A 22,641-nucleotide genomic window follows, 5' to 3' on the forward strand; every position below is an offset into this window, starting at 1 on the left:
TTATCTAATTCGGCGTGAAAAGTCGGTTGCCATTTGGCTACTGCACTTCGCCGAGCAGTTTATAGTAAAGCACTGTGGCGTGCATTTCGCCCGAGCCGCTGCGGGCAAACTGCGGAATTTCGCCAGCTCGTACATAGCCCATGCTTTGGTAAAGCAGCTCCGATACGTCGCCGCGGCGGGTATCGAGTACCAAGGTTGTGCGCTGGTGGTGCTGGGCTGCCTCTTCCAAAGCTTCCAGCAATTGCCGGGCAATGCCCTGGCGGCGGTGGCGGGAGTGTACCAGCATCTTCATGACCTCGGCCCGGTGCAAGCCGTTGGGCTTGTTCACGAGGTCGAGCTGAAGGGTACCGCACAGCCGGCCCTCGGTTTCAGCTACCAGCAACACGCGCTGTTCGGCTTCCACGGCTGCTATAACTTCTTGCCAATAATCTTCGGCAGCCGCCGGCGTTAGCGGTGGCATAAAGCCCACGGCCGCCCCATTTTCGATGGCGTCAATAAGCAATTCGCTAAGCTCGGGTATGCGGGCTAAAGCGGCGGTGGCAGAAAGGGAACTAATGGTCACGAAGCAAACGGAATGGGGCGTTAACCGAGTGTAAGCCCATGTGGGGAATAATTTCAGGCAATATTGGTGGAAAGCCATTGACTTTGCAGCGCAACCGAGCCGTAGCCAGTCTGCACGGAGCGGCATAACGGCTGAGGACGCTTGCCCGTACGCATGCAGAATTGATGAGAACTACGGGGTAACTATGAAAGCATTTCTTCTCTGTGTAGGGCTGTGGTGGTTGCTGGTCGGTCCGGTTTCAGGCCAGGTAGATACTACCGGCGGGCAATTTTATCAGCCGCTCTATCCCAACGTAACCATCACCCGCAGCGTGGCTTTTGGGGCGGCGCCTACTTCCCAAGGCAGCCCGCAAACCCTGCTGCTGGATGTTTATCAGCCCACGGGCGGCCCCGCGGCCCCGCGGCCTCTCATCATCTTGGCGCACGGCGGCGCGTTCCTGTTCGGCTCCCGCTCCGATTACGACGTCTCGGAGTTGTGTCAGCGGTTTGCCCGCCTGGGCTACGTTACGGCTTCCATTGATTACCGATTGGAGTCGTTCTTCACGTTTTCCGGCTCCCGCTCCGTGGTAAATGCCGTGCACGACATGCGCGCGGCCGTGCGCTTCTTCCGGCAGGACGCGGCTACTACCAACCAGTACAACATTAACCCGAGCTACGTTTTTGTCGGCGGTTCGTCGGCCGGAGCCATTACGGCCGTACACGTGGCCTACCTGGATACCGAGGCGGAACTGGCGGGCCTAAATGCGCCCGGCGTAGCCCCCGGGCTGGAAGGCAACAGCGGCAACCCCGGCTACAGCAGTTCCATTCGAGCGGCCATTAACCTGTGCGGCGCTATCGGGAACCTGAGCTGGCTACAAACCGGCGACGAGCCCTTGGTAAGCCTGCACGGCACCGCCGATGTGGTGGTGCCCTACGGTACCGGTCCCACGTTTACCGGCGACGTGGTAAACGGCAGCGGCGCCATTAAAACCCGCGCCGATGCAGTAAACCTGCCGAACACGCTGTATACGTTTCGGGGAGCCGGCCACGTACCTTATAACGGTACCAGCGTCACCCAGCAGGCCTACATGGATACCACGTTTCGGGTAGTGCGCAACTTTTTGCGGCCGTTGCTGGGGCAAGCCGTTACGCCCCCGTTGCCGGTAACCCTCACCCGCTTTACGGCCACCCGGCAAGGCCAAAACGCGTTGCTGAACTGGGAAACTGCTTCGGAACACAACAGTCAGGGTTTCGAAGTGCAGGTATCGGCCGACGGTATAACCTACCGGGTATTGGGATTTGTGAACAGTCAGGAAGGAGGAGGTACGCCGCGCCGCTACCGGTTTCTCGATTCCGAAACCGGCAAAGCTGGCACGCGCTACTACCGTCTTCGGCAAGTAGATAACGATGGCACCGATGCCCTGTACGGCCCGCGTGCGGTTGGTTTTGGCGCTTCGGCCACCAGCATAACCGCGTATCCCAACCCGTTCAGTCAGGAAACCACAGTAGTCATTGGTGGTGTGCTGCCGGCCGAACCGGCCCAGGTGTACGTGCACGACGCGCTTGGTCGCCAGGTTCTGGAATTGCAGTTGCCAAATGGTGCCTCCCACGTGCCATTGCCACAACTGGCAGCTTTGCCCGCTGGTATTTACACCCTTACTTATAAGGGAGCGGGGCTGATATTGACAAGCAAGCTGATGAAAGACAGGCCGTAAGCACCAAGGCGCGTAGCGTCGACTTACCTTTGCCGTAAGGTGCTCAATTGTGCCTTTTAGCTATTGTGAAGACGTTTACCAAGTTTGAACAGCTTGCTCGCATCGGTCGGGTAGCAGCGTTGGGCTTTATGCTGCTGGCTCCCGGTTGGGTGGCTGCGCAAACCGCTACCGCCAACTGGCAATGGGCCAACCGAGCCACCAGCACGTCGGCGGCCGACGACTACAGCGACGGCAGCCTTATTAAAGTAGACGGCGCCGGCAATGTGTTTAACGCCGGGTCATTTCACGGCACGGTTACACTGGGTGGCACCAGCCTTGCATCTCCCGGCGACTACGACAGCTTTGTAGCCAAGTATACTCCCACCGGCACTGTAGCCTGGGTGCGCCACTTAAATGGCAGCTCTTTGGAAACGGTGGTGTACACGCTGGAAGTAGATGCTAGCGGTAACAGCTATGTGGGAGGCTATTATTACGATGGTACGCTCGTCATCGGAACTACCACGCTCACGGGCGGCGGTGGTTTCCTGGTGAAATACGACCCGCAGGGCAACGTGCTGTGGGTACGTGAGACCGGTGATATTTGCAGCGGTGTTGCCAGTTCTTCGGCCGGCGAGCTGGTAGCCTTTGGGCATTTTGAGGGAACAGCCGTTTTTGGTGGTACTACCCTCACCAGTGGCCCTACTGGCAGCAGTTTTTTGGTGAAGTACGATGCGCAGGGTACCGCTTTGTGGGCCCGCCAAATAGAAGGCAGCTCAAACGACGAAGGCCACGTAGACCTTGACGCCGCCGGCAATGCCTACATAGCGGCCGACTTTGAAGGCACAGCCACATTCGGTCCCATTATCCTGCCGGGCAACCCCAGCGACGAAGACGCATTCGTGGCCAAATACGATGCTGCCGGCATACCGCAGTGGGCCCTCCGTCAGCCAATTGCGGGTTCACCAGGTCGGGAGCACGCCTGGGCCTTATCTACCGATGCCGCCGGCAATACCTACTTGGTAGGCTCCACCGAGCCGGCTACTGGCTCCGATGTATATTGGTTCGTTACGAAGTACATGCCGCAGGGCAGCGTAAGTTGGAACTACGTTTCTGGTGCAGCCTCGGAAAGCGGGCTGCTCGGGGTAACTACCGACGCCGCGGGTAATGTGTATGTGTCGGGGGGCGTAACGGGCAGCCTGAGCATTGGAGGCCTTTCGGTTGCCTCGTCCGGTAGTGCCAATACCGATCTGGCGTTGCTGTCGTTTACTGCTCAGGGTGCGCCTCGCTGGGCTATTGCTACCGGGTCGGCAACCGGCGTGGAAGCCGCATTAGGACTGGCCGTCGACCGTACCGATAACGTGTATGTAACCGGCATTGTACAGGGCGACGCTGCCCTGGGCCCGCTGGCACTGCCCCAAAACAGCACTTCAGAAGAGCAGTTTGTGGCCAAAGCTTCGATCAGCGCCATTACGGCGGCCAAATCCTTGCGTGCTACCGAGCCGCTGCAGCTTTACCCCAATCCGGCCCGCGGAACCAACGTTCAGCTGCGCTGGTCGGGCTTGGCTGATGCATCTGCGGAATTGCAGGTGCACGATGCCCTCGGCCGCCAGGTGCTAACCTTGCCAATGCCGGCTGGCCGTACCGAAGCAGTACTACCCACCAACAGCCTCAAGCGCGGCGTTTACACCCTGCGCCTGCAAACAACTAAATCCGTAGCTACCGGCCGGTTGGTTATCGAGTAAACCGATTGCAGAAAGACAAACCGAACCAACGGCGGCCGAGCATTACAGCCCGGCCGCCGTTGGCATTATATACTCCAACCGCGCCTCGCCTTCGTCCACCGTTAACCGGGCGCGCCGGCCGCAAATCAGGGCCATGTTCGTGGGCTCGTGACCGATTGGGAAGCCGTAGCACACCGGAAACGCGTATTTGCGGGCGTAGGTATCGATGATTTCTTCGGGTGTGAAGCCGAAAGGCACCGTGTTGTCCTGCGGGGCGCTGAAGTGGCCGACCACCAAACCCGCCAGGTCGCGGAGTTTGCCGCTGCGGTCGAGGTGCACCATCATCCGGTCGATGCTGTAGAGGTATTCCTCCACGTCTTCCAGAAATAGAATGCGCCCGGCTGTGGGGCAGTCGGAAGGTGTGCCGGTAAGGGTTTGCAGCAAGCTGAGGTTGCCGCCCATCAGTTCGCCTTCGGCCGTGCCGGGGCGGTTTAGCGGGTGCGGCTGCACCGTGTACGCCACCGATTCGCCGAACAGTGCCCGGCGCAGGCTTTCCAACGCCGCTTCGCCGCCAGGCTGGTGAAACAGCAGCGGCATTACCCCATGAATGCTTTCGTGGCCGAGGCGCAGCAAGTGGCAGTTAAGGGTGGTAATATCCGAGAATCCCGCAATCCACTTGGGGTTATTGGCGAAGCGTGAGAAGTCGATTTGGTCGATGATGCGCGGGGTGCCGTAACCGCCGCGGGCTACCAGGATTGCCCGGATATCTGGCCGGTCCAGCATCTGCTGAAAGTCGCGGCTGCGCAGCTCGTCGGGTCCGCCAAATTGGTGGTATTCGGCATTCACCGATTCGCCCAGCACCACGCGCAAGCCCCAGCTTTCGAGCACCTGCACGGCAGCACGTAGCTCTTCGGCCGACGCTTTACGGGCGGTGCAAACAATGGCTACTTGGTCGCCGGAACGAAGCGGGGCAGGGGAGGTAGGCATGAATCAGGGAAAAGCAGAGAAGAAATGGGCCGCTGCTTGTTGGCAAGCAGGTGGACCCGCTGGCCAAATTTCCGTAAATGCTTCGTTGAAACAAGAACCCGTAAGTTGCTGCCCATGAAAAGTCTCGTACTCGCGTTGTTGGCACTGCTGGGCTTATCCCAGCTGGCCGTTGCTCAAATTGACACCACCGGCGGCCGCTACCGTCGGCCCTTATTCTCGCAGGTAACCGTTACCCGCGGCATCGTGTACGGCTCGGCGGCCGACGTAACCGGCACCACCCAAACCCTGCGCCTCGACCTCTACCAGCCCCAAGGCGACACCGTGCGCCGCCGCCCGGTCATCGTTTTTGCCCACGAAGGCGCATTCCTGACCGGCAACCGCGACGACCAGTTTATGACTGCCATTTGCACCCGTATGGCCGAGCTGGGTTACGTTACGGCTAGCATCGATTACCGCAAAGGCTTCTTTCCGTTCGACAGCACCAACATCGGCCGGGCGGCCATTCGGGCGGCTCAGGACATGCGCGCCGCCATTCGCTTCTTCCGCCTCGACGCCGCCACCGCCAAGCAGTACCGCATACACCCGAGCTACATTTTCGCGGGCGGCTCGTCGGCCGGCGCCTTTATGGCTTTGCAAGTAGGCTACCTCGATAAAGCCACCGAGGTGCCCGCCTACATCAACTTGTCTACGTTGGGCACCCTGGAAGGCAGCAGCGGCAATCCTGGCTACTCCAGCCAGGTAGCCGCGGTGATTAACATGGCTGGGGCCGTAGGCAGCCCCACCTGGCTGGAACCCGGCAATGTGCCCCTGGTAAGCGTGCACGGCACCGCCGACGCCGTGGTGCCTTACACCGTGGGAAGAGCTTTTGGCCAGTCCACTTCGCCTCGCATTTTTGGCAGCGGCAGCATCAAGCCCCGGGCCGATGCCGTGGGTATTCCCAATACCTTGCGTACCCTGCGTGGGGCCCCGCACGTGCCCTACAACGGTACCGGCGCCACCAGCGTGGCTTACTTCGATACTACGTTCCAAACCGTGCGCGACTTCCTGCGGCCGCTGCTGCGCCAGCCCGGCACGGTGCTGGCCTCCAGCAAGTCAACCTCGCTATCGGCCGCCAGTATTTTCCCGGTGCCCGCCCAGCAAACCATCAACCTGACTGCCCCCGCCGGCGTCCCGTTCAAACCCGTATGGCTGGCCCTGGTTGATGCCAAAGGCCGTACCGTACGCCGTATTCTGTGGGAACATCCCCACCTGACTATTCCCCGTGGCAATCTGCCCAGCGGCCTGTATTACCTCAGCGGCGACGGCCTGCCCGGCCGCCGACTTATGCTGCAATAAATTTCAGCAAAGCAACAAGGCCCCGCTACCGGCTGGTAGCGGGGCCTTGTTATACCGATTCATTTCGAAAGCGGACTGCTGAAAAACCGGGGAATAGTCCCTTAGGGCTATTCGGCTACTAGCTCTGCCGTGATTAGCTCTGGCTTTGGCTCGGCGGTAACACTACGCACTTTGCCGGTGCGGGCCACAAATACCCCAGCCGCCCGTAGCGCGTCGCGGTGCTGCAGCAATGTGCTCAGGCGAGTGTAGCCCACCACATAATCGTAGCTAAAACCGGGGGCGCTTAGCGCGTCGCCGATGTCGGTGAGCTGCAGCGCCTGCCGCAGCTCTTTGGGGGCGTGCCGCACGTACACTTCCAGCTCCAGATCGGGCGCAACGCTGGTTGCCGCCGTCGTTTCTGTAAGCTTAGGGTAAGCGTAGCGGAAGCCGTTACGCAGCGCGACTAGGTCCGATAGCACGGCCGAGCCGGTGGGGTGGCCGCCCGCGCCGCGTCCGCGCCAGAAATGCTGACCGGCAAAAGCAGCGTCCACCACCACGCCGTTAAACTCGCGCTCCACGTGGTACAGCGGCGAATCGGCATCCACGAACTGCGGCGTTACAAACACCGTGGCTCCGCCTGCGGGCAGGCGCAGCAGGCTGGCTACTACCTTAATCTTCTGACCACGCTCGGCCGCGAAACGGATATCGGCCGAGCTGATGCTTTCGATGCCCAGGTTTAGCACCTCGTCGGGGTTCAGCAGCACGCCGTACGCGTGGGCCGCCAAAATCACAGCTTTGGAGCGCGGGTCGAATGCGGCCATGTCCAGCGACGGGTCGGTTTCGGCAAAACCCTGGGCTTGGGCTTCGGCCAGCACCGTGGCATAATCTACGCCGGCCGTGGTCATGCCCGTGAGTACGTAATTCGAAGAACCGTTGAAAATGCCGCTCACGCTGTGCAGCGGCTCCTGGCCGAAGTAGCTGTCGAGGGTGCGTATAACGGGAATGCTGCCGCACACCGATGCTTCGTAGAGCAATGCGCCGCCGAATTCGCGTTGTAAATCCAGCAGCTCGGGTAGGTGGCGGGCCACCATGGCCTTGTTGGCCGTTGCTACCTTGCGGCCCAGCTGCAGGGCCTGGCTCACCAGTCGAAACGCCTCGTTGGGGTCGTCGATAACTTCCACCAACAAATCCAGCTCGGGGTCATTCACGAGGTCGTCGGCGTGGAACTCGAACCGCTCGGCTGGTAATGGGCGCAGCTTCGAGGGGTTTTTTACGGCGATGCGCTGCACCACAAAGCCCGGCTCGGGTAGCTTCTGCAGAATATCGTAGAGCCCTTGCCCCACGCAGCCAAAGCCAATGAGACCGAGGCGCAGGGGGTTAATGGGCGAAGGTTTGGACATAAAATCGGTCGAGAAAATGCGCGATTTGCGCGGTTTCAATCAGGAAGCCGTCGTGGCCGTAAGGCGACTCCATTTCGGCGTACATAGCGCCCGGAATCAGCCGGGCAAGTTCCTGCTGCTCGCTCACGGGAAAGAGCACATCGGAGGTAATGCCCAACACCAAGGTGCGGGCCTGCACCCGCGCCAAGGCTGCTTCCACGCCGCCGCGCCCGCGCCCCACATGGTGCGAGTCCATGATTTGCGAGAGCGTGACGTAGCTGTAGGCATTGAAGCGCGCCACTAGCTTATCGCCCTGGTATTGCTGGTAAGAGCTGGCGCGGTAAAACGCCGGCAGGGCATCGTCGTCGGTTTCGGCCTGGGTGCGGCCGTAGGCGTCGTGGCTGCGGTAGCTAAGCAGCGCCACGGCCCGGGCCGCCCGCAAGCCGGCCCGACCGCCGTCGGGGCCGCCGCCTTCGTAGGTACAATCGGCCTGAATGGCTAGCCGCTGCGCCTCGTTAAATGCAATGCCCCACGGCGAGTGGCGGGCGTTAGTAGCCAGCAGCACCAGGTGTTCGAACAGCTCGGGCTGTTGCACGGCCCATTCCACGGCCTGCTGACCGCCTAAGGAGCCGCCGATAACCGTGTGAATTTTGGCTAGGCCCAAGTGCTGACGTAATTGCTCGTGCGCCGCCACCACGTCGCGCACCGTAAGGCGCGGAAACGCCTGGTATAGCGGCCGGTGGTGCGGCGGCAGCGGTGTGGCCGGGCCGGTGGTGCCGTAGCACGAGCCCAGCACGTTGGCGCACACGATAAACCAGTCGGCCGGGTCGAAGTAATGACCCGCGCCCACCAAGCCCGGCCACCAGTCCAACACATCGGAGTTGGCCGTGAGGGCATGGCACACCCACAGCACGTTATCCTGGGCGGCGTTTAGGGTGCCATAAGTATGGTAGGTGATTTGCACGCCCGGTAGCACGCCGCCGCACTCAAGCGGCAACGGTTGGGTAAGGCGCAATACAGCTGGCTCGTTCATGGAAATCAGCCCCGCAAAGTCTGCTAAATAATGCCTTGGCGCAGTTTTACGCGCGTTCGGTTTGAAATTTCCTTGTTCGCCGGCTCCCGCAGAGGGTGCGGTAGAGCCTGCGAGAGGCTCCTTTTCAATGTGGGTGGAAAAGGCCGGTGAACAAGGCCCCGCTGGCTGGAGGTGGGGCCGCGCCAGGTACCCAGGCGCGGCCACGGTTTTCCCCTCCCTTTACACTTCCAGCGTAGCGGGGTGCTCGGCTTCCTGCTTGGTTAGGATTTCGCTTTCGTCGCTGTCGAATGAGCGCGTTTCGGCGTTGCTTACGGCGTCGAATGCGCGTTGCAGGTCGGCTTTGATGTCGTCGATGTGCTCCAGGCCTAGCGAGAGGCGCAGCAGCGTGGGCGTTACGCCGGCAGCGCGCTGCTCTTCGTCGGAAAGTTGCTGGTGCGTGGTGGCCGAGGGCTGAATGATGAGCGTTTTGGCGTCGCCCACGTTGGCCAGGTGGCTTACCAGTTGTAGGTTGTCAATGAACTGCGTGGCCGTGTCCTTCGAGCCTTTGATGGCGAAGGTGAGCACGCCGCCAAAGCCGCGCTTCAGGTATTTGGTGGCCAGTTGGTGGTAGCGGCTACTTTTCAGACCAGGGTAGTTCACGGCTTCCACCTGCGGGTGCTGCTCCAGCCATTCGGCAATTTTGAGGGCGTTTTCCACGGTGCGGTCCACGCGCAGGCTTAAGGTTTCAATGCCCTGCAGCAGCAGGAAGGAGTTAAACGGGCTCTGCGACGGACCGAAGTCGCGCAACCCTTCCACGCGGGCCCGAATGATGAAGGCGATGTTGCCGAACGGACCGCCCTTGCCAAATACGTCGTTGAACACGAGGCCGTGGTAGCCTTCGCTCGGCTCGGTAAATTGCGGGAATTTGCCGTTGCCAAAATCGTATTTGCCACCGTCCACAATCACCCCGCCAATGCTGGTGCCGTGGCCGCCAATCCACTTGGTAGCTGAAGCCACCACAATGTGCGCGCCGTGCTCCAGCGGCCGAAACAGGTAGCCGCCTGCCCCAAAGGTGTTATCCACAATCAGCGGGAGGTCGTGTTTCTCAGCAATGGCGGCAATGGCCTCGAAATCCGGAATGTTAAAGCCGGGGTTGCCAATGGTTTCCAAGTACAGGGCCTTGGTATTCTCGTCAATTAGCCGCTCGAAGCTCTCGGGGTTGTCGCCGTCGGCAAAGCGTACTTCCACACCCAGGCGCTTGAAGGCTACTTTAAACTGGTTGTACGTGCCGCCGTACAGGAACGAAGTCGAAACGAAATTGTCGCCGGCTTGCAGAATGTTGTTCAAGGCAATGAACTGCGCCGCTTGGCCCGAGGCCGTAGCCAGGGCCGCCACACCGCCTTCAAGCGCCGCAATGCGCTGCTCGAACACGTCGGTGGTGGGGTTCATGAGGCGGGTGTAAATGTTGCCGAACTCCTTTAGGGCAAACAGGTTGGCGCCGTGTTCAGCGTTCTTGAACACGTAGGAAGTGGTTTGGTACAGCGGCACGGCACGGGCGCCGGTGGTGGGGTCGGGCTGCTGGCCGGCGTGGAGTTGCAGGGTCTCGAACTGGAAGTTTTGAGCAGACATGATTAGGCTGAGAAAGAGGTTGAGAGAATGAGGACTCGATGCAGGAGGGCGGCCCCGCGCTGACCGGCAAATGACCCGGTACAACTGCGAGTGGAATGCGCCAAAACCGTAGCCTGTAGCGCCGAAACGAAGATTCGGAAGTGAAACAGCCACGCGCCGCCAGTTAAGCCCGGCGGCAAAATCAGAAATGGGAAGGGGTAGGGCGGGCTAACTAGCAACCCGAACGCAGCACAACTACCAACAACAGCAACAACAGCCCAACATGGCAGCGGCATGCAGCGGCTGCGGCATGACCATGCCCTGAGCGGCGGCGGAAACGAACAAAGCCGTAACGGGCGCCGCCGGAGAGCGGAACGAGAAAGGGGCGGAGGGGTGTGGGGTAGTTGCCATAGCACGCCATTTATTTGTCCCCCGCCGATTTCGGTCGGGGGCAGGAATTGGCACCTGCCAGCTGGTGCATTTGCTGGTGGTTGCCAGAGGGTCGCGGAGCCTGTTCTCTCGCCTCTTCGGAATAAAACGCGTCAAAAAAAGATTGATGCCGGAAGCATCGATCGGCACAAATGTAGTGCTGGATTTTAAAAGCGCAAGAGCTTGATAAAGTTTTTTGGCGAGGAAAAATAGACGCGCGCAGTTTTTGTGCCTTATTATATATGATGCGTGTATTTGTCTGCCTTTAAGCTGTTTATGAATTTTTTCTTGCCTACAAAAAAAGCCATCCGGGATTAACTCCGGACGGCTTCAGACTTGCTTGTGGTAGTCGATTATAGCTTCGGCAGCGTTAACTTCTGACCCACTTCAATGTGGTCGGGGTTGTTGCCGATGGTGGCCTTATTGGCATCGTAAATCTGGTGCCACTTGGCAGCGTCGCCGTAGTGGTTTTTGGCAATTTTCGACAGTGAGTCGCCGCTTACTACCGTGTAGGAGTCGCCTTGGGTAGCGGCGGGCTGCGTCTGGTTGCCAAAGAAACCGGTCGAGTCGCCGGCTGCGGGTTGGGTGGTTGGTTTTACGGGCTCTTTTTCGCCCTTATTGCTCAGGAAATCAAACAGTCCCATGGTGGTGTGTCGGTTGGAGGTTGAGAAAAGAAAGCGGCCAACAGTCTGATGATCAATTGGTCGGCTCTGCTTTACGCTGGAGCTGCCAACTAGGTTGTGGTGCCGCTGCCCCTCATGCATTTGCACATAGCTATGTTAACCCTTTGAACGGTTGCGCGTAAGAAACTCGGCCGCTAAACGGCGGTCTAATGCATTCGATCCTCCCTCATCTTAAACCGACTTCACCCATGAAACAAGTAACCCGCCTCCATTACCTCGCCAGCCTTTTCATGCTTGTTACCCTGTTTACCTTCGCTTGCGGCAGCAAGGAAGGCAAGGTAGAAGGCGTTAACATGCTTTACGGCACCGAAAGCAAGGTGTGGAAAACCCATAAAGAGAAAGACGCCTCCGGCGACAAGGTTAAGCAAACCGACGCCCAGGAAGACGAGCAGATTCGGTTTTACGCCAACGGCCAGTACAACATGACCTCGCAGGCGCAAACGGTGAACGGCAAGTACACCTTCGACCAAGCCAACAAGAAGATTACCATGACGCCCGAAAACGGTAACGCGGCCAACACCTTCGACGTGGTTACGCTTACCGACGACCGCCTGACGCTACGTAGCCCCGAAGGCGCCGAGCTGCAGCTGGAAAAGGAGTAAGCAACTATTCAAGCAAATTGAAAAGCCCTTCTGCTTCGGCGGAAGGGCTTTTTTGTGCGTCGTTTATTGGTCAGGCCGATACTACGAGGCCATAACCTCTTTCACTACTTTCTTGCCGAATACCCGGCCTACCCAGCGCGGCAGGAAAATGGTGCCCAGCACCAAGTACAGGTAATACGTAACGATGCGGTAGAGCAGCAGAATGAAGTTCGTCATGGTATCGGAGCCGGCGAACTTGCGGAAGAACGTGGGAAACGCGCCTTCGGCAAAGCCGGCGCCACCAGGGGTAATGGCCACCAGCAACACCACTTTGTAGATGAGGTTTCGGGCGAAGATGATGCCGAAAGTGCCGGCCGTAATGGGCACAAAAGCGGCAATCAGGCAACCGATAACGAGGTAGCGCGCCGTCCAGACGAAGGCCGTAGATAAAGCCGCCTGCAGCCAATACCCAAGGCTATTACCGCGCAACTGTGCCGAGGCGTGTACCATTTCCAGGCTATGGTGGTACGCCCGGCGGCGCCAGCGGTGCAGGCCTTTCAGCGAAAACAAGCGCACCAGCAACCGCTTTACCGAGTGCGGGTTCACGAACAGCGCATACGCCATTAAGCCCGAGTACGCGAGGGTGAACACGTAGCTGAGGCCAAAAGCAATTTTGAGCGTAAGCACGAAACCGCCCTGCAACGCTTCGTGCGGGTAGATGTAGTCGCCGGCCAGCAGTATCACCAGCGGCACGGCCACCACAAAATACAGGTTGTCTAGCATGGCTGTAACCATCACGTAGGCCAACGACTTGCCCAGTGGAATGCCCTCCTTGTTCAGTAGAAACGAGGCAATAGCCGTACCGCCCACCGCCGACGGCAGCACACAGGAGGCAAACTCCCAGATCATAATTACATCAAGGCTTTGCTTCCACGACAGCGTTTCCTCGGAAATATGCTTGATGCGGTACACGTAGCCCAGGTCGCGCACCAGCAGCACGAGCAGCGTAACCAGCAGCCACCACGGGCGAGCATCGGCCAACGGGGCCAAGTCGCCGGGCTTGTAGCTGCGCCAGAACATAAAGCCGACTACGCCCAACCCAATGACCACCGGCAACAACATGCGCGAAGGCGACAGTTTTTCGAGCAGCTGACGGTCTTGCTGGAGGTTACTCATGCGAAAGAGAGGGGAATGCCCGGCAAAAATACGCAGTAGGTTTACGGGAGGCGGTTAAAACTACATTAAGGCCGAGAATAGCCGCAGATAGGGAATTACTACCGCGTTCTGCGCAAAACAACGGCAGTCCAGCCCGAAGCGTTTTGTGCAGGCTGTTATAGCGTTAGGATGTAGTGCCTGGGCGAACCGCCGATTTAGATTTGTCGTACCTTTGCCTGCTGGCATTGGCTCTACTTTAGCGCTGCTGCAACATTCTGGCCGTGCGCTGGTTGAGTCACTACCATTCTATTTGTCTGCCGTTTCCCCAATGATTGTCGAACCCGGACCCTTGCTGGCGGCTATTGATTCGCCTGCCGATTTAAAAGAGTTGCGCGAGGACCAGCTGGTCCAGCTGAGCCAAGAGCTGCGGCAATTCATTGTCGATTCGGTTTCGATTTACGGCGGCCACTTTGGCGCCTCGCTCGGCGTGGTAGAGCTAACTGTAGCGCTCCATTACGTTTTTAACACGCCCTACGACCAACTGGTGTGGGATGTAGGCCACCAGGCCTACGGCCACAAAATCCTGACCGGCCGTCGCGCGCAGTTTCCCACCAACCGCAAGTACGGCGGCATGTCGGGCTTCCCGAAGCGCAAGGAAAGCGAGTACGACGCCTTTGGGGTGGGTCACAGCTCCACCAGCATCGGCGCGGCATTAGGCATGGCCGTGGCTTCCGATTACAAAAAGGAGTTCGACCGGCAGCACATTGCCGTAATCGGCGACGGCGCCATGACCGCGGGTATGGCTTTCGAGGCCCTAAACCACGCCGGCGTAGCCAACACCAACCTGCTCGTTATCCTCAACGATAACTGCATGAGCATCGACCCCAACGTGGGCGCGCTCAAGGAATACCTCACCGACATTACCACTTCGCGCACCTACAACCGCGTGCGCGACGAGCTGTGGAACGTACTCGGCAAGCTCTCGAAGTTCGGGCCCAACCCCCAGCAAATTGCCCGCAAAGTGGAGCAAGCCATGAAGGCCACGCTCATGAAGCAGAGCAACCTGTTCGAGGCCCTGAACCTGCGCTATTTTGGCCCCGTGGACGGCCACGACGTGCAGCACCTCGTGAGTATTCTGAACGACTTGAAGTCCATTCCCGGACCTAAGCTGCTCCATTGCGTAACGGTGAAAGGCAAAGGCTACGCGCTGGCCGAAAAGGACCAGACGCTGTGGCACGCGCCGGGCTTGTTCGATAAAATCACGGGCGAGATTTACAAAAAAGTCCCCGATAAGCCCCAGCCGCCCAAGTACCAAGACGTCTTCGGCCACACCATGGTGGAGCTGGCCGAGCAGAATGACAAGGTGATGGGCGTAACGCCGGCCATGCCTTCGGGTTGCTCGCTGAACATCATGATGGCGGCCATGCCCGAACGCGCTTTCGACGTAGGTATTGCCGAGCAGCACGCCGTAACCTTTTCGGCCGGCCTTGCCACGCAGGGAATGATTCCGTTCTGCAACATCTACTCGTCGTTTATGCAGCGCGCCTACGACCAAGTGGTGCACGACGTAGCCCTGCAGGACCTGCACGTGGTGTTCTGCCTCGACCGCGCCGGTTTTGCCGGCGCCGACGGCCCCACCCACCACGGCGCCTATGATTTGGCCTACATGCGCAGCATTCCGAACATGGTGGTTTCGGCGCCCATGAACGAGGAGGAATTACGCAACCTGATGTACACAGCCACGCTGCCCGAAAACGCCGGGCCGTTCAGCATCCGCTACCCGCGCGGCGAAGGCGTAATGCCCGAGTGGCGCAAGCCCCTGCAACGCATTGCGGTGGGCACCGGCCGCACCGTGCGTGAGGGTTCCGGCGACGTAGCTATTCTCAGCATCGGCCACATTGGCAACTACGCCGTGAAAGCCACCCAGCTGCTGGAAGCCGAAGGTCTCGACACCGGCCATTACGACCTGCGCTTCTGCAAGCCCCTCGACGAGGAACTGCTGCACCAGGTGCTTCGACGCTACAAAGCCCTTGTAACCGTGGAAGACGGCTGTCTGCAGGGTGGTTGCGGCGCCGCCGTGCTGGAGTTCATGGCCGACCACGGGTACAGCCTGCCCGTGAAGCGCCTCGGCATTCCCGACCGCGTGGTGGAGCACGGCTCGCAGGATGAGCTATACAAAGAGTGCGGTTTCGATGCCGCTGGTATTGCGCAAGCTGTGCGTGAGCAGGCAGCCAAGGTAACCGCCGCTAAAACTGAGAAACTAACGTTGCGCTAGTAGCCGCAGCATAAGCGAAATCGAAAGCCCCGCCGGATTAGTCCGGCGGGGCTTTCGGCTTTTTGGAGCTAGGCCAGTTGCTCTTAAGTACTCCGACTTAGCAGAAAGAACAATGCCCTGTTCTCGCAGAAAATCAGATGATAGTAAGAATAAGAGCAAAAGATAATTTCGTGTTTTCTAGGTATATGCATATTTGTCTGTTGTCTTTTTCTAATAAATAATATATGATTTTTCCGTTGACAATATTTTGTACTTTGCCATGAATTCTTTTAATAAGCTACTGAAAATAAAGCAGTTGATTGAAATTTGATTTTAAGCTTTAGATTTGCATATTGAAATAAATTGCGCCTACTCACACTGAAAACAAAACTTCACATGCAGAGACTTTACACTTTCCTGAGTTTCATGGTTTTGTTGCTGGTTCCCATGATCAGCTTTGGGCAATGCTCCAACCAGATAACCATTACCTACTACGAGAACGGGGTACTGACGTCGAACACGGTTAACAACGGCCAGAACGGTTTCAGCGCCTCTGTTTGCCCATCGGCCAACGCGCAGTACGTGTTTACCGGCAGCTCTACTTCCAACGGTATTTTCACTTGGTCGAGGGTAATAACCAAGCATGCGACCAATTCTGCTTTGGACGTAGTAGAGGATTTGAGCATCCCAACGCTGATTCCCAGAAATACCACGCAAAGCCAAGCGGTATCCTTCACCAATGCAACCACCTTCCGCTTGAAAGCGGATGCCGATGCCAACTGCAGTTCGGTGAACTACGTGTACCTAACGGTTACCCCCACTCTCTCGCTGACGTCTAACCTGGCGGCAGCCGGCATTTGCGTAGGTGGGCAGGCTACTTTAACGGCTACCGGTTCCAGCAACGGCCAGTACACGTGGTCGGCACCCGGCATGGCCACCGTTACCAACACGGGCACCTTGACTGTATCGCCCGCTGCTACTACATCGTACACTGTTACGGCCCCCACCAGCTGCGGCAGCAGCTCCCAGCAGCTCACGGTACCGGTTAACGCCCTAACTATTTCGCCTGCTGCTCCTGCCATTTGCGCCGGCCAAACCACTACACTTACAGCTAGCTATAGCGGTGCCGGTGCCACTTACCAGTGGTTTAACGCCGCCGATCTTAATACGCCGATCGGTTCGGGACCCACGCTACCGGTTTCGCCTACCGCCACCACCACGTACCAGGTTAACGCCAGCTCGTCGGATTGCGGTGCTCTTACCCGTCGGGTAACCGTAACGGTAGCCGCGCCTACCGTGGCCGTGTCGCCAAACGCTCCTGTTATCTGCACCGGCGGATCCACTACGCTAACGGCTGCCTCGAACAACCCTGGCGCTACGTTTAGCTGGTCGCCCAGCACTGGCCTGAGCGCTACAACCGGAGCCTCGGTAGTAGCCAGCCCTACCGCCAACACTACCTATACCGTAACGGCTACCACCGACTGCGGTACCACTACCAGCCAGGTTGCCGTTACGGTTGTGCCTGCTGCCACCTTCGGCGTAACGCCTGCCTCGGCCACGGTGTGTGCGGGTAGCTCTACTACCCTCACGGCAAGCTCGAACATTACCGGCGCAACCTACCGTTGGTACCGCACGTCAGATCTGGGCACGGTGCTTTCCACCGATGCAGCCTACGCGGCCTCGCCGACCACCGCCACCACCTACCGCGTTATCACCACCACTTCCTGTGGCTCGAATACCCGGGATGTTTCGGTAGGCGTAAACGCCAGTCCTACGGTATCGGTCACTCCGTCCTCTACCACCATGGCCCGAGGCAGCTCTTCCGTTCTCACCGCCAGCGGCGCCGACAGCTACACCTGGTCGCCGGCTACGGGCCTCAGCGCCACCACGGGCTCCACGGTTACGGCTAGCCCCGAGGTGACCACCACGTACACCGTAACCGGCACCAACAGCCTCGGTTGCACCAACAGCCAGCAAGTAACCGTAACCGTTACACGGCCGCTGCCGGTGGAGCTCATCAGCTTCGTGGCTGCTTGGGGCGAACGTAACCCGGTGCTGACTTGGTCCACGGCGTCGGAGAAGAATAACGCCTACTTTGAAGTGCAGCGCAGCCTGGACGGAGCTTCGTTCGAGCGTGTTGGCCAGCGTGCCGGTGCCGGCACTACCACCACCCGCACCAGCTACCAGTTCACCGACCTGAGCCTGACGCAGGTGTCAGTTCGCAACGTGTACTACCGCTTGCGGCAGGTAGACGAAGACGGGCAGTCAACTCTTTCGCCGGTACGGGCAGTGCAGGTTCCGGCGGTGTCTCAAGCCTTCACCGGTAATGTTTTCCCGAACCCCTACTCAGAAAAAGTGAGCGTACGCTTTGAATCCTTCGAGGCAGGAGAGGTAAACCTTACCGTGCATAATGTGCTGGGCCAAACAGTACTTGCTACGACGGCTAAAGTGGCCGCTGGCACGCAGGAGCTGGCACTTCCGCAAGCCGCTTCGCTGAAAACGGGCGTTTACTACCTAACCGTGCAGCAGGGCAAGCACAAGCAGGTGCTGAAGATGATCCACGAATAGTACACCCCACTCATTGGTTGAAACACCAAGGCCAGCACCCATTGGGTGCTGGCCTTGGTGTTTTTACGGCTTATGGTAGCGACTTATGTAGACCCGAAGCAACGCATTCACCAGGCTGGTTGAGAGCAGGTAGCAAAGGCAAAATATTAGGGAAAAGAGTAGGCAAAAAATAATTTCATCAAAAACTATGTATGTACATTTATTGTACATACATTTGTTTAGTTGGTTGGGGTTACAGCAAGCGAAGTCTTTAAACCCCGGCCGCTGTTTTCACTGAAAAACTCTCTTCAACCAAACGTTTCAACCGCCATGGCCACTACCAAATGGGTGCTCGACCCAACCCACTCCGAAATCCAGTTTAAGATTAAGCACTTAGTTATTTCCACCGTAACGGGCTCGTTTAAAACGTTTGCCGGCACGGCCGAAACCACTGGCCACGATTTCGAAAGCGCGCAGGTGCGCTTCTCGGCCGACATCAACAGCATCGATACCAACCAAGAGCAGCGCGACCAGCACCTAAAGTCGCCTGATTTCTTTGACGCGCAGACTTACCCGCAACTCACCTTCGAGTCGACGGGGCTGCGCAAAACCGGCGGTGATACCTACACCCTTGAAGGCAACCTCACCATTAAGGACGTAACCCGCCCCGTGAGCTTCGATGTGGAATACGGCGGCGCAGCCACCGATTTTTACGGCAACGAAAAGGCCGGTTTTGAAGTGAGCGGCAAAATCAGCCGCAAAGACTTCAACCTTACCTGGAGCGCCGTAACCGAAGCCGGTGCCATTGTGGTGGGCGATGACGTAAAGCTGCTAGCCAGCGTACAGTTCGCCAAAGTAAAAGAGAAAGTAGCTGCGTAAGTACCCCACGCTGTACTTGGGTTTATATGGCGCCACGGCTTGTATAGCCGTGGCGCTGCTGTTTTACAATGGCCGACCTGAGGCTGCAACTGCATGTCCAAACAGCCTGACGGTGCTGCAAAAAGTGTTGGGACGCCACGCACCTCTGGCCCTACCTTTGGGTCGTGCCGCTCCGCTACCTCCGCCATACTGACTTCGACCCTCATGCATGGGATGAATGCGTCGATACGGCCGAGCAGGTAGTGCCGTACGCCCATTCCGTTTGGCTGCGTAACATCAACGCTGGCAACCTCGGTGCGGTAGTAGAAGTGGAGGATGATGGACGCTACCTTAGCTTATTCCCGGTGCCCACGCAGCCACGCCTATGGGGCCGTGAAGCCCTGCAGCCACCGTTTACGCAGCAATTGGGCTTGCTCACTACTGCCGGCAGCCACCACCGGGAAGTAGGAGAGTACTTAGCCTTGCTGGAGGGCCGCTTTGCCCGTCTGCACCTACAGTTGAACGACAGCAACCCCGCGCCTGCCTTTCTGCCCAAAGGCTGGCAGTTGGCTGAGCAGGTTACCTACCATTTACCCCTTGATGCTACCCACGAAGCCATTCGGGACGGCTATTGCGCCGATTACCGCCGCCGACTGCGCCAGCTAAACGAGCGTAATGCCCTAACGATAGCCGAGGCCAATAGCATATCGCCGCTCATTCACCTGTTTCAGCAAGAGAAAGGCGCGGAAGTAGGTGGAATGAAGCCCGCGTATTACCAACGCTTGCGGCAGCTTGTGCCCCGGCTGTGGGAGAATCAGCAACCGCTGATATTGCACGCTTACGCCGCTAATTCCCAGGAATTACTGGCCGGCGCCTTGTTCATCCGGTACCGCAGCCGCCTGATTTACCTGTTTGCCGCCGCCACGCCTGCCGGCAAAAAAGCCGCTGCCCCGCTGCTGTTGCTCGACGAAGCCATCCGCCGTAACGCCGGTACCCCCGGGCTGGTGCTTGACTTTGAAGGGGGAATGATGCCCAGCATTGCGCGGTTTTTTGCCAACTTCGGGGCGCGGCCCGTACCGTATTACATCCTCACCCAAACGACCCGCCCGTGGTACCTGACCTGGAAGCGCTGACCACCAACGACCGCGTGCACATCGTGTGCGCCGAGCCCAGCATTGCCAACCACTTCCTCGCTGAGCTGCGCGACGTAAGCGTGCAGCGCGACTCGCTGCGTTTCCGCCGCAACCTCCAGCGTTTGGGCGAAATCATGGCTTATCGCATCAGTTCGCAGTTGGAGTACACCGAGAAAACGGTGCAAACCCCGCTGGCCGAATCGACGGGGCAGTTGCTGGGCGACTTCCCGGTGCTAGCCACGGTGTTGCGCGCCGGCTTGCCTTTTCATCAAGGCTTTCTGAACTACTTCGACCAGTCGCCGAGCGCCTTTGTAGCGGCTTACCGCATCGAGGCCACCTCGCGAGTAGAGGTACAGGTGGATTACCTCTCGGCCCCGAACCTGGATGGGCGCGTGCTAATTCTGGCCGACCCTATGCTGGCCACCGGCAAGTCCCTGGCCCTAACCTACCGCGCCATGCTGCGCTTCGGGCAGCCGCGGCAAGTGCACATTGCCGCCGTTATTGCTTCACCCGAAGGCGTGCAGCACGTAATGCAGGAGGTGCCCGAAGCCCAGCTCTGGCTGGCCGCCCTCGACGACCACCTCAACGAGCACGCCTACATTGTGCCCGGCCTGGGCGACGCCGGGGACCTGTCGTACGGCAGCAAACTCTGATTTAACCATTTGATAAGGAACCCAAACGGTTGAGGTCGGGTATTCAAAGCCTGTACCTGCGTTGCAGAACGTGTTGCTGTTGGTTTACCCATGATGACCTACGTCCTTAAATACGCTACTGTCTTCCTGCTGAGCATGTTCAAGTTCATCGGCGGCCCGGTAACGGGAGCTGCGGCGGGCATGTCGTTTGCGCAAACCATGGCGCTAACGGTAGCGGGCATGATGACCAGTGTGGCGGTGGTGTCGGGGTTGGGGCGGCGCTTGGCAGCACATTTACAGCGCCGGCGGCGGTTGCGGCACAAACCGGTTTTCTCGCGCCGTTCGCGCGCTATTGTGCGCGTTTTCAAGCGTTTTGGCATCAGTGGCATTGCGTTCCTCACGCCCATTCTGCTCACGCCCATCGGCGGTACCGTTATTGCCACTATGCTGGGCGTACGGCGGCAGCAAATCCTGATTCACATGTTTTGGAGCGCCTTGCTGTGGGGAGCCACCTTTACCTTCCTAACCATCAAGTTTAGCGACCTGCCCATTTTTCGGCGCTAACAGCTGAATAAAAAGCACCCCACGAAAAAGGCCCCGCCAGTTACTACACTGACGGGGCCTTTTTCGTGGGGTGCGGTTAAGCGCCTTTTACTTGCGGCGGCTGTTTTTAGCCCGGGCGGCCTTGGCGGCTTTCACGGAAGGCTTCGAAGAAGTGCGTTTCGATGGATTGGCTTTACCGCCTTTCTTGCTTTTCAGCGGGCCTTCGTAGGTTTTGCCAGTGCGCTTATCAATGGTTTCACCGGCCTTCAGCCACTCCTGCTTGTCGTGGAATGCGCCCTTGAAATCGGGGTCGAGGCGGCGGCGTTGATCGTCCAGCTCCTTGGCAATGGCTTGCTGCTCGTCGAAAAGCGTTTCGGCAATTTTAACGTCGGGCGGAATAGGTAGCTCGGGAATTTGCTGCTTGATCAACTCCTCAATGCGGCCCACATGGTGTACTTCGGCCTCGTTCACGAACGTAATGGCCGCGCCGGTGTGCTGGGCCCGTCCCGTGCGCCCAATGCGGTGCACATAGTCGTCGTACACCAGCGGCACGTCGAAGTTGATGACGTGGCTCACCTGAGGCACGTCGATGCCGCGAGCGGCTACATCGGTAGCTACCAGGAAGCGCAGTTCCCCGGCCTTAAACGCCTCCATGCTGTTTATGCGCACGTTTTGGCCTTTGTTGCCGTGAATGGCCCGTACCTCGCCGGTTACTTTACGGCCCAGGAAGTGCGCTACGTTTTCGGCGTGCTCCTTGGTGCGGCAGAAAATCATGACGCGGTGAAACGTTTCCTGGTCGCGGAATAGGTAGCCGAGCAGGTTGATTTTGGTAACGAGGTTGGGCACACGGTACATCACCTGCGTTACCGTTTGCGCGGGCTGGGCCGGCGGCGTTACCTCTACTCGCACCGGAAACTCCAGGAATTCCTCGCTCAGTGTAGTCACCTTTTCGGGCATGGTGGCCGAGAACAGTACGTTCTGGCGCTTGCGCGGAATCACCTCCAGCAGCCGACGAATCTGGGGCATGAAGCCCATGTCCATCATTTTGTCGGCCTCGTCGAGCACCAGCGTCTTCAGTTCCTTCAGCACCAAATGGCCCTTCAGGTACAGCTCCATGAGGCGGCCCGGGGTGGCAATCAGAATATCAACGCCCTTGGCAATGGTTTCGATCTGCGTTTTCGGCCCCAGTCCGCCGTAGATGGCATAAATGCGCAAATCGGTATTAACGGCCAGCTTTTGCAGGTGGGCCTCCAGCTGCATGGCCAGCTCCCGGGTGGGTGCCATTACTAAGGCCCGTGGGTTTATGCCTTGCGCGTATTTCACCTTCATGAGCAGCGGCAAGCCAAAGGCAGCGGTTTTGCCCGTGCCGGTTTGGGCAATGCCCAGCACGTCGTGGCCGGCGAGCAGCAGCGGAATGGTTTGCTGCTGCACGGGCGTGGGCGTGGTAAAGCCGGCTTCGGCTACGGCCGTGAGCAACTGCTTGTTGAGCTTAAAATCGTCGAACGACAAAGAAGCGGACGATTCGGGCGTGGGTTGATCGGGAAGTTCAGTCATAGGATAGCAGAGCTGCT

18 protein-coding genes and 1 riboswitch are annotated in these 22,641 nt (G+C 58.7%); of the genes, 10 read left to right on the plus strand and 8 right to left on the minus strand.

All coding sequences use genetic code 11. The features are described from left to right. Positions 1–37: 37 nt before the first annotated feature. Positions 38–562: a GNAT family N-acetyltransferase gene (locus tag ABD903_RS11490; RefSeq protein ID WP_345224328.1), complete on the minus strand. Its 525-nt coding sequence runs from the start codon at positions 560–562 to the stop codon at positions 38–40. 184 nt (positions 563–746) lie between these two features. On the opposite strand from ABD903_RS11490, the gene ABD903_RS11495 reads away from it, so the two are divergent. Further along, positions 747–2,255, plus strand: a complete 1,509-nt coding sequence (locus ABD903_RS11495) for a carboxylesterase family protein (RefSeq protein ID WP_345224330.1) — start codon at positions 747–749, stop codon at positions 2,253–2,255. 65 nt (positions 2,256–2,320) lie between these two features. Then, a complete protein-coding gene (locus tag ABD903_RS11500; protein ID WP_345224331.1) occupies positions 2,321–3,976 on the plus strand; it encodes a T9SS type A sorting domain-containing protein in 1,656 nt (551 codons plus the stop codon). Positions 3,977–4,018: 42 nt separating this feature from the next. Here the strand turns inward: ABD903_RS11500 and ABD903_RS11505 are convergent, their stop codons facing one another. Further along, the gene (locus tag ABD903_RS11505; RefSeq protein ID WP_345224333.1) at positions 4,019–4,942 is read right to left on the minus strand and encodes a S66 peptidase family protein; all 924 of its coding nucleotides are present in this window, start codon (positions 4,940–4,942) and stop codon (positions 4,019–4,021) included. 114 nt (positions 4,943–5,056) lie between these two features. On the opposite strand from ABD903_RS11505, the gene ABD903_RS11510 reads away from it, so the two are divergent. Then, a complete protein-coding gene (locus ABD903_RS11510) occupies positions 5,057–6,277 on the plus strand; it encodes an alpha/beta hydrolase fold domain-containing protein (protein WP_345224335.1) in 1,221 nt (406 codons plus the stop codon). Between the two features lie 107 nt (positions 6,278–6,384). On the opposite strand, the gene ABD903_RS11515 is transcribed toward ABD903_RS11510, so the two are convergent. The 4 genes from ABD903_RS11515 to ABD903_RS11530 form a co-directional block, all read right to left on the minus strand. Next, positions 6,385–7,656 carry a homoserine dehydrogenase gene (locus tag ABD903_RS11515; protein WP_345224337.1) on the minus strand — a complete coding sequence of 424 codons (1,272 nt, stop codon included), beginning with the start codon at positions 7,654–7,656 and terminating at the stop codon, positions 6,385–6,387. Beyond that, positions 7,634–8,668 carry a homoserine O-acetyltransferase MetX gene (metX, locus tag ABD903_RS11520; RefSeq protein WP_345224339.1) on the minus strand — a complete coding sequence of 345 codons (1,035 nt, stop codon included), beginning with the start codon at positions 8,666–8,668 and terminating at the stop codon, positions 7,634–7,636. The genes ABD903_RS11515 and metX overlap by 23 nt, the downstream gene beginning before the upstream one ends. A gap of 219 nt (positions 8,669–8,887) precedes the next feature. Next, positions 8,888–10,276, minus strand: a complete 1,389-nt coding sequence (locus ABD903_RS11525) for an O-acetylhomoserine aminocarboxypropyltransferase/cysteine synthase family protein (RefSeq protein WP_345224341.1) — start codon at positions 10,274–10,276, stop codon at positions 8,888–8,890. 397 nt (positions 10,277–10,673) lie between these two features. Then, positions 10,674–10,794: riboswitch (SAM riboswitch) on the minus strand. 243 nt (positions 10,795–11,037) lie between these two features. After that, the gene (locus tag ABD903_RS11530) at positions 11,038–11,328 is read right to left on the minus strand and encodes a LysM peptidoglycan-binding domain-containing protein (protein WP_345224342.1); all 291 of its coding nucleotides are present in this window, start codon (positions 11,326–11,328) and stop codon (positions 11,038–11,040) included. Between the two features lie 227 nt (positions 11,329–11,555). On the opposite strand from ABD903_RS11530, the gene ABD903_RS11535 reads away from it, so the two are divergent. After that, entirely contained in the window at positions 11,556–11,969 is a 414-nt protein-coding gene (locus ABD903_RS11535; RefSeq protein WP_345224343.1) for a lipocalin family protein, read from the plus strand. 81 nt (positions 11,970–12,050) lie between these two features. Here the strand turns inward: ABD903_RS11535 and ABD903_RS11540 are convergent, their stop codons facing one another. Further along, complete coding sequence (locus tag ABD903_RS11540; RefSeq protein WP_345224344.1) at positions 12,051–13,124, minus strand: lysylphosphatidylglycerol synthase transmembrane domain-containing protein; 1,074 nt, start codon at positions 13,122–13,124, stop codon at positions 12,051–12,053. Between the two features lie 307 nt (positions 13,125–13,431). Between ABD903_RS11540 and dxs the strand changes: the two genes are divergently transcribed. The 6 genes from dxs (at position 13,432) to ABD903_RS11570 (ending at position 21,091) form a co-directional block, all read left to right on the plus strand. Then, positions 13,432–15,378: a 1-deoxy-D-xylulose-5-phosphate synthase gene (gene dxs, locus ABD903_RS11545; RefSeq protein ID WP_345224346.1), complete on the plus strand. Its 1,947-nt coding sequence runs from the start codon at positions 13,432–13,434 to the stop codon at positions 15,376–15,378. Between the two features lie 375 nt (positions 15,379–15,753). Next, entirely contained in the window at positions 15,754–17,925 is a 2,172-nt protein-coding gene (locus ABD903_RS11550) for a T9SS type A sorting domain-containing protein (RefSeq protein WP_345224347.1), read from the plus strand. Between the two features lie 309 nt (positions 17,926–18,234). Further along, positions 18,235–18,783 (plus strand): YceI family protein, encoded by a 549-nt coding sequence (locus tag ABD903_RS11555; RefSeq protein WP_345224349.1) that lies wholly within the window; start codon positions 18,235–18,237, stop codon positions 18,781–18,783. Positions 18,784–18,947: 164 nt separating this feature from the next. Beyond that, positions 18,948–19,895 carry a GNAT family N-acetyltransferase gene (locus ABD903_RS11560; RefSeq protein ID WP_345224351.1) on the plus strand — a complete coding sequence of 316 codons (948 nt, stop codon included), beginning with the start codon at positions 18,948–18,950 and terminating at the stop codon, positions 19,893–19,895. Next, positions 19,871–20,548, plus strand: coding sequence for a uracil phosphoribosyltransferase (gene upp, locus ABD903_RS11565; RefSeq protein WP_345224352.1), 678 nt, complete (start codon positions 19,871–19,873; stop codon positions 20,546–20,548). Before ABD903_RS11560 ends, upp begins: the two co-directional genes overlap by 25 nt. Before the next feature lie 90 nt (positions 20,549–20,638). Then, positions 20,639–21,091, plus strand: a complete 453-nt coding sequence (locus tag ABD903_RS11570; RefSeq protein ID WP_345224354.1) for a hypothetical protein — start codon at positions 20,639–20,641, stop codon at positions 21,089–21,091. An 87-nt stretch (positions 21,092–21,178) separates the two neighbouring features. Here the strand turns inward: ABD903_RS11570 and ABD903_RS11575 are convergent, their stop codons facing one another. Further along, positions 21,179–22,624 carry a DEAD/DEAH box helicase gene (locus ABD903_RS11575; protein ID WP_345224355.1) on the minus strand — a complete coding sequence of 482 codons (1,446 nt, stop codon included), beginning with the start codon at positions 22,622–22,624 and terminating at the stop codon, positions 21,179–21,181. Positions 22,625–22,641: the final 17 nt, after the last annotated feature.

This window comes from Hymenobacter koreensis, from assembly GCF_039541855.1.
Taxonomy (GTDB): Bacteria; Bacteroidota; Bacteroidia; order Cytophagales; family Hymenobacteraceae; genus Solirubrum; species Solirubrum koreensis.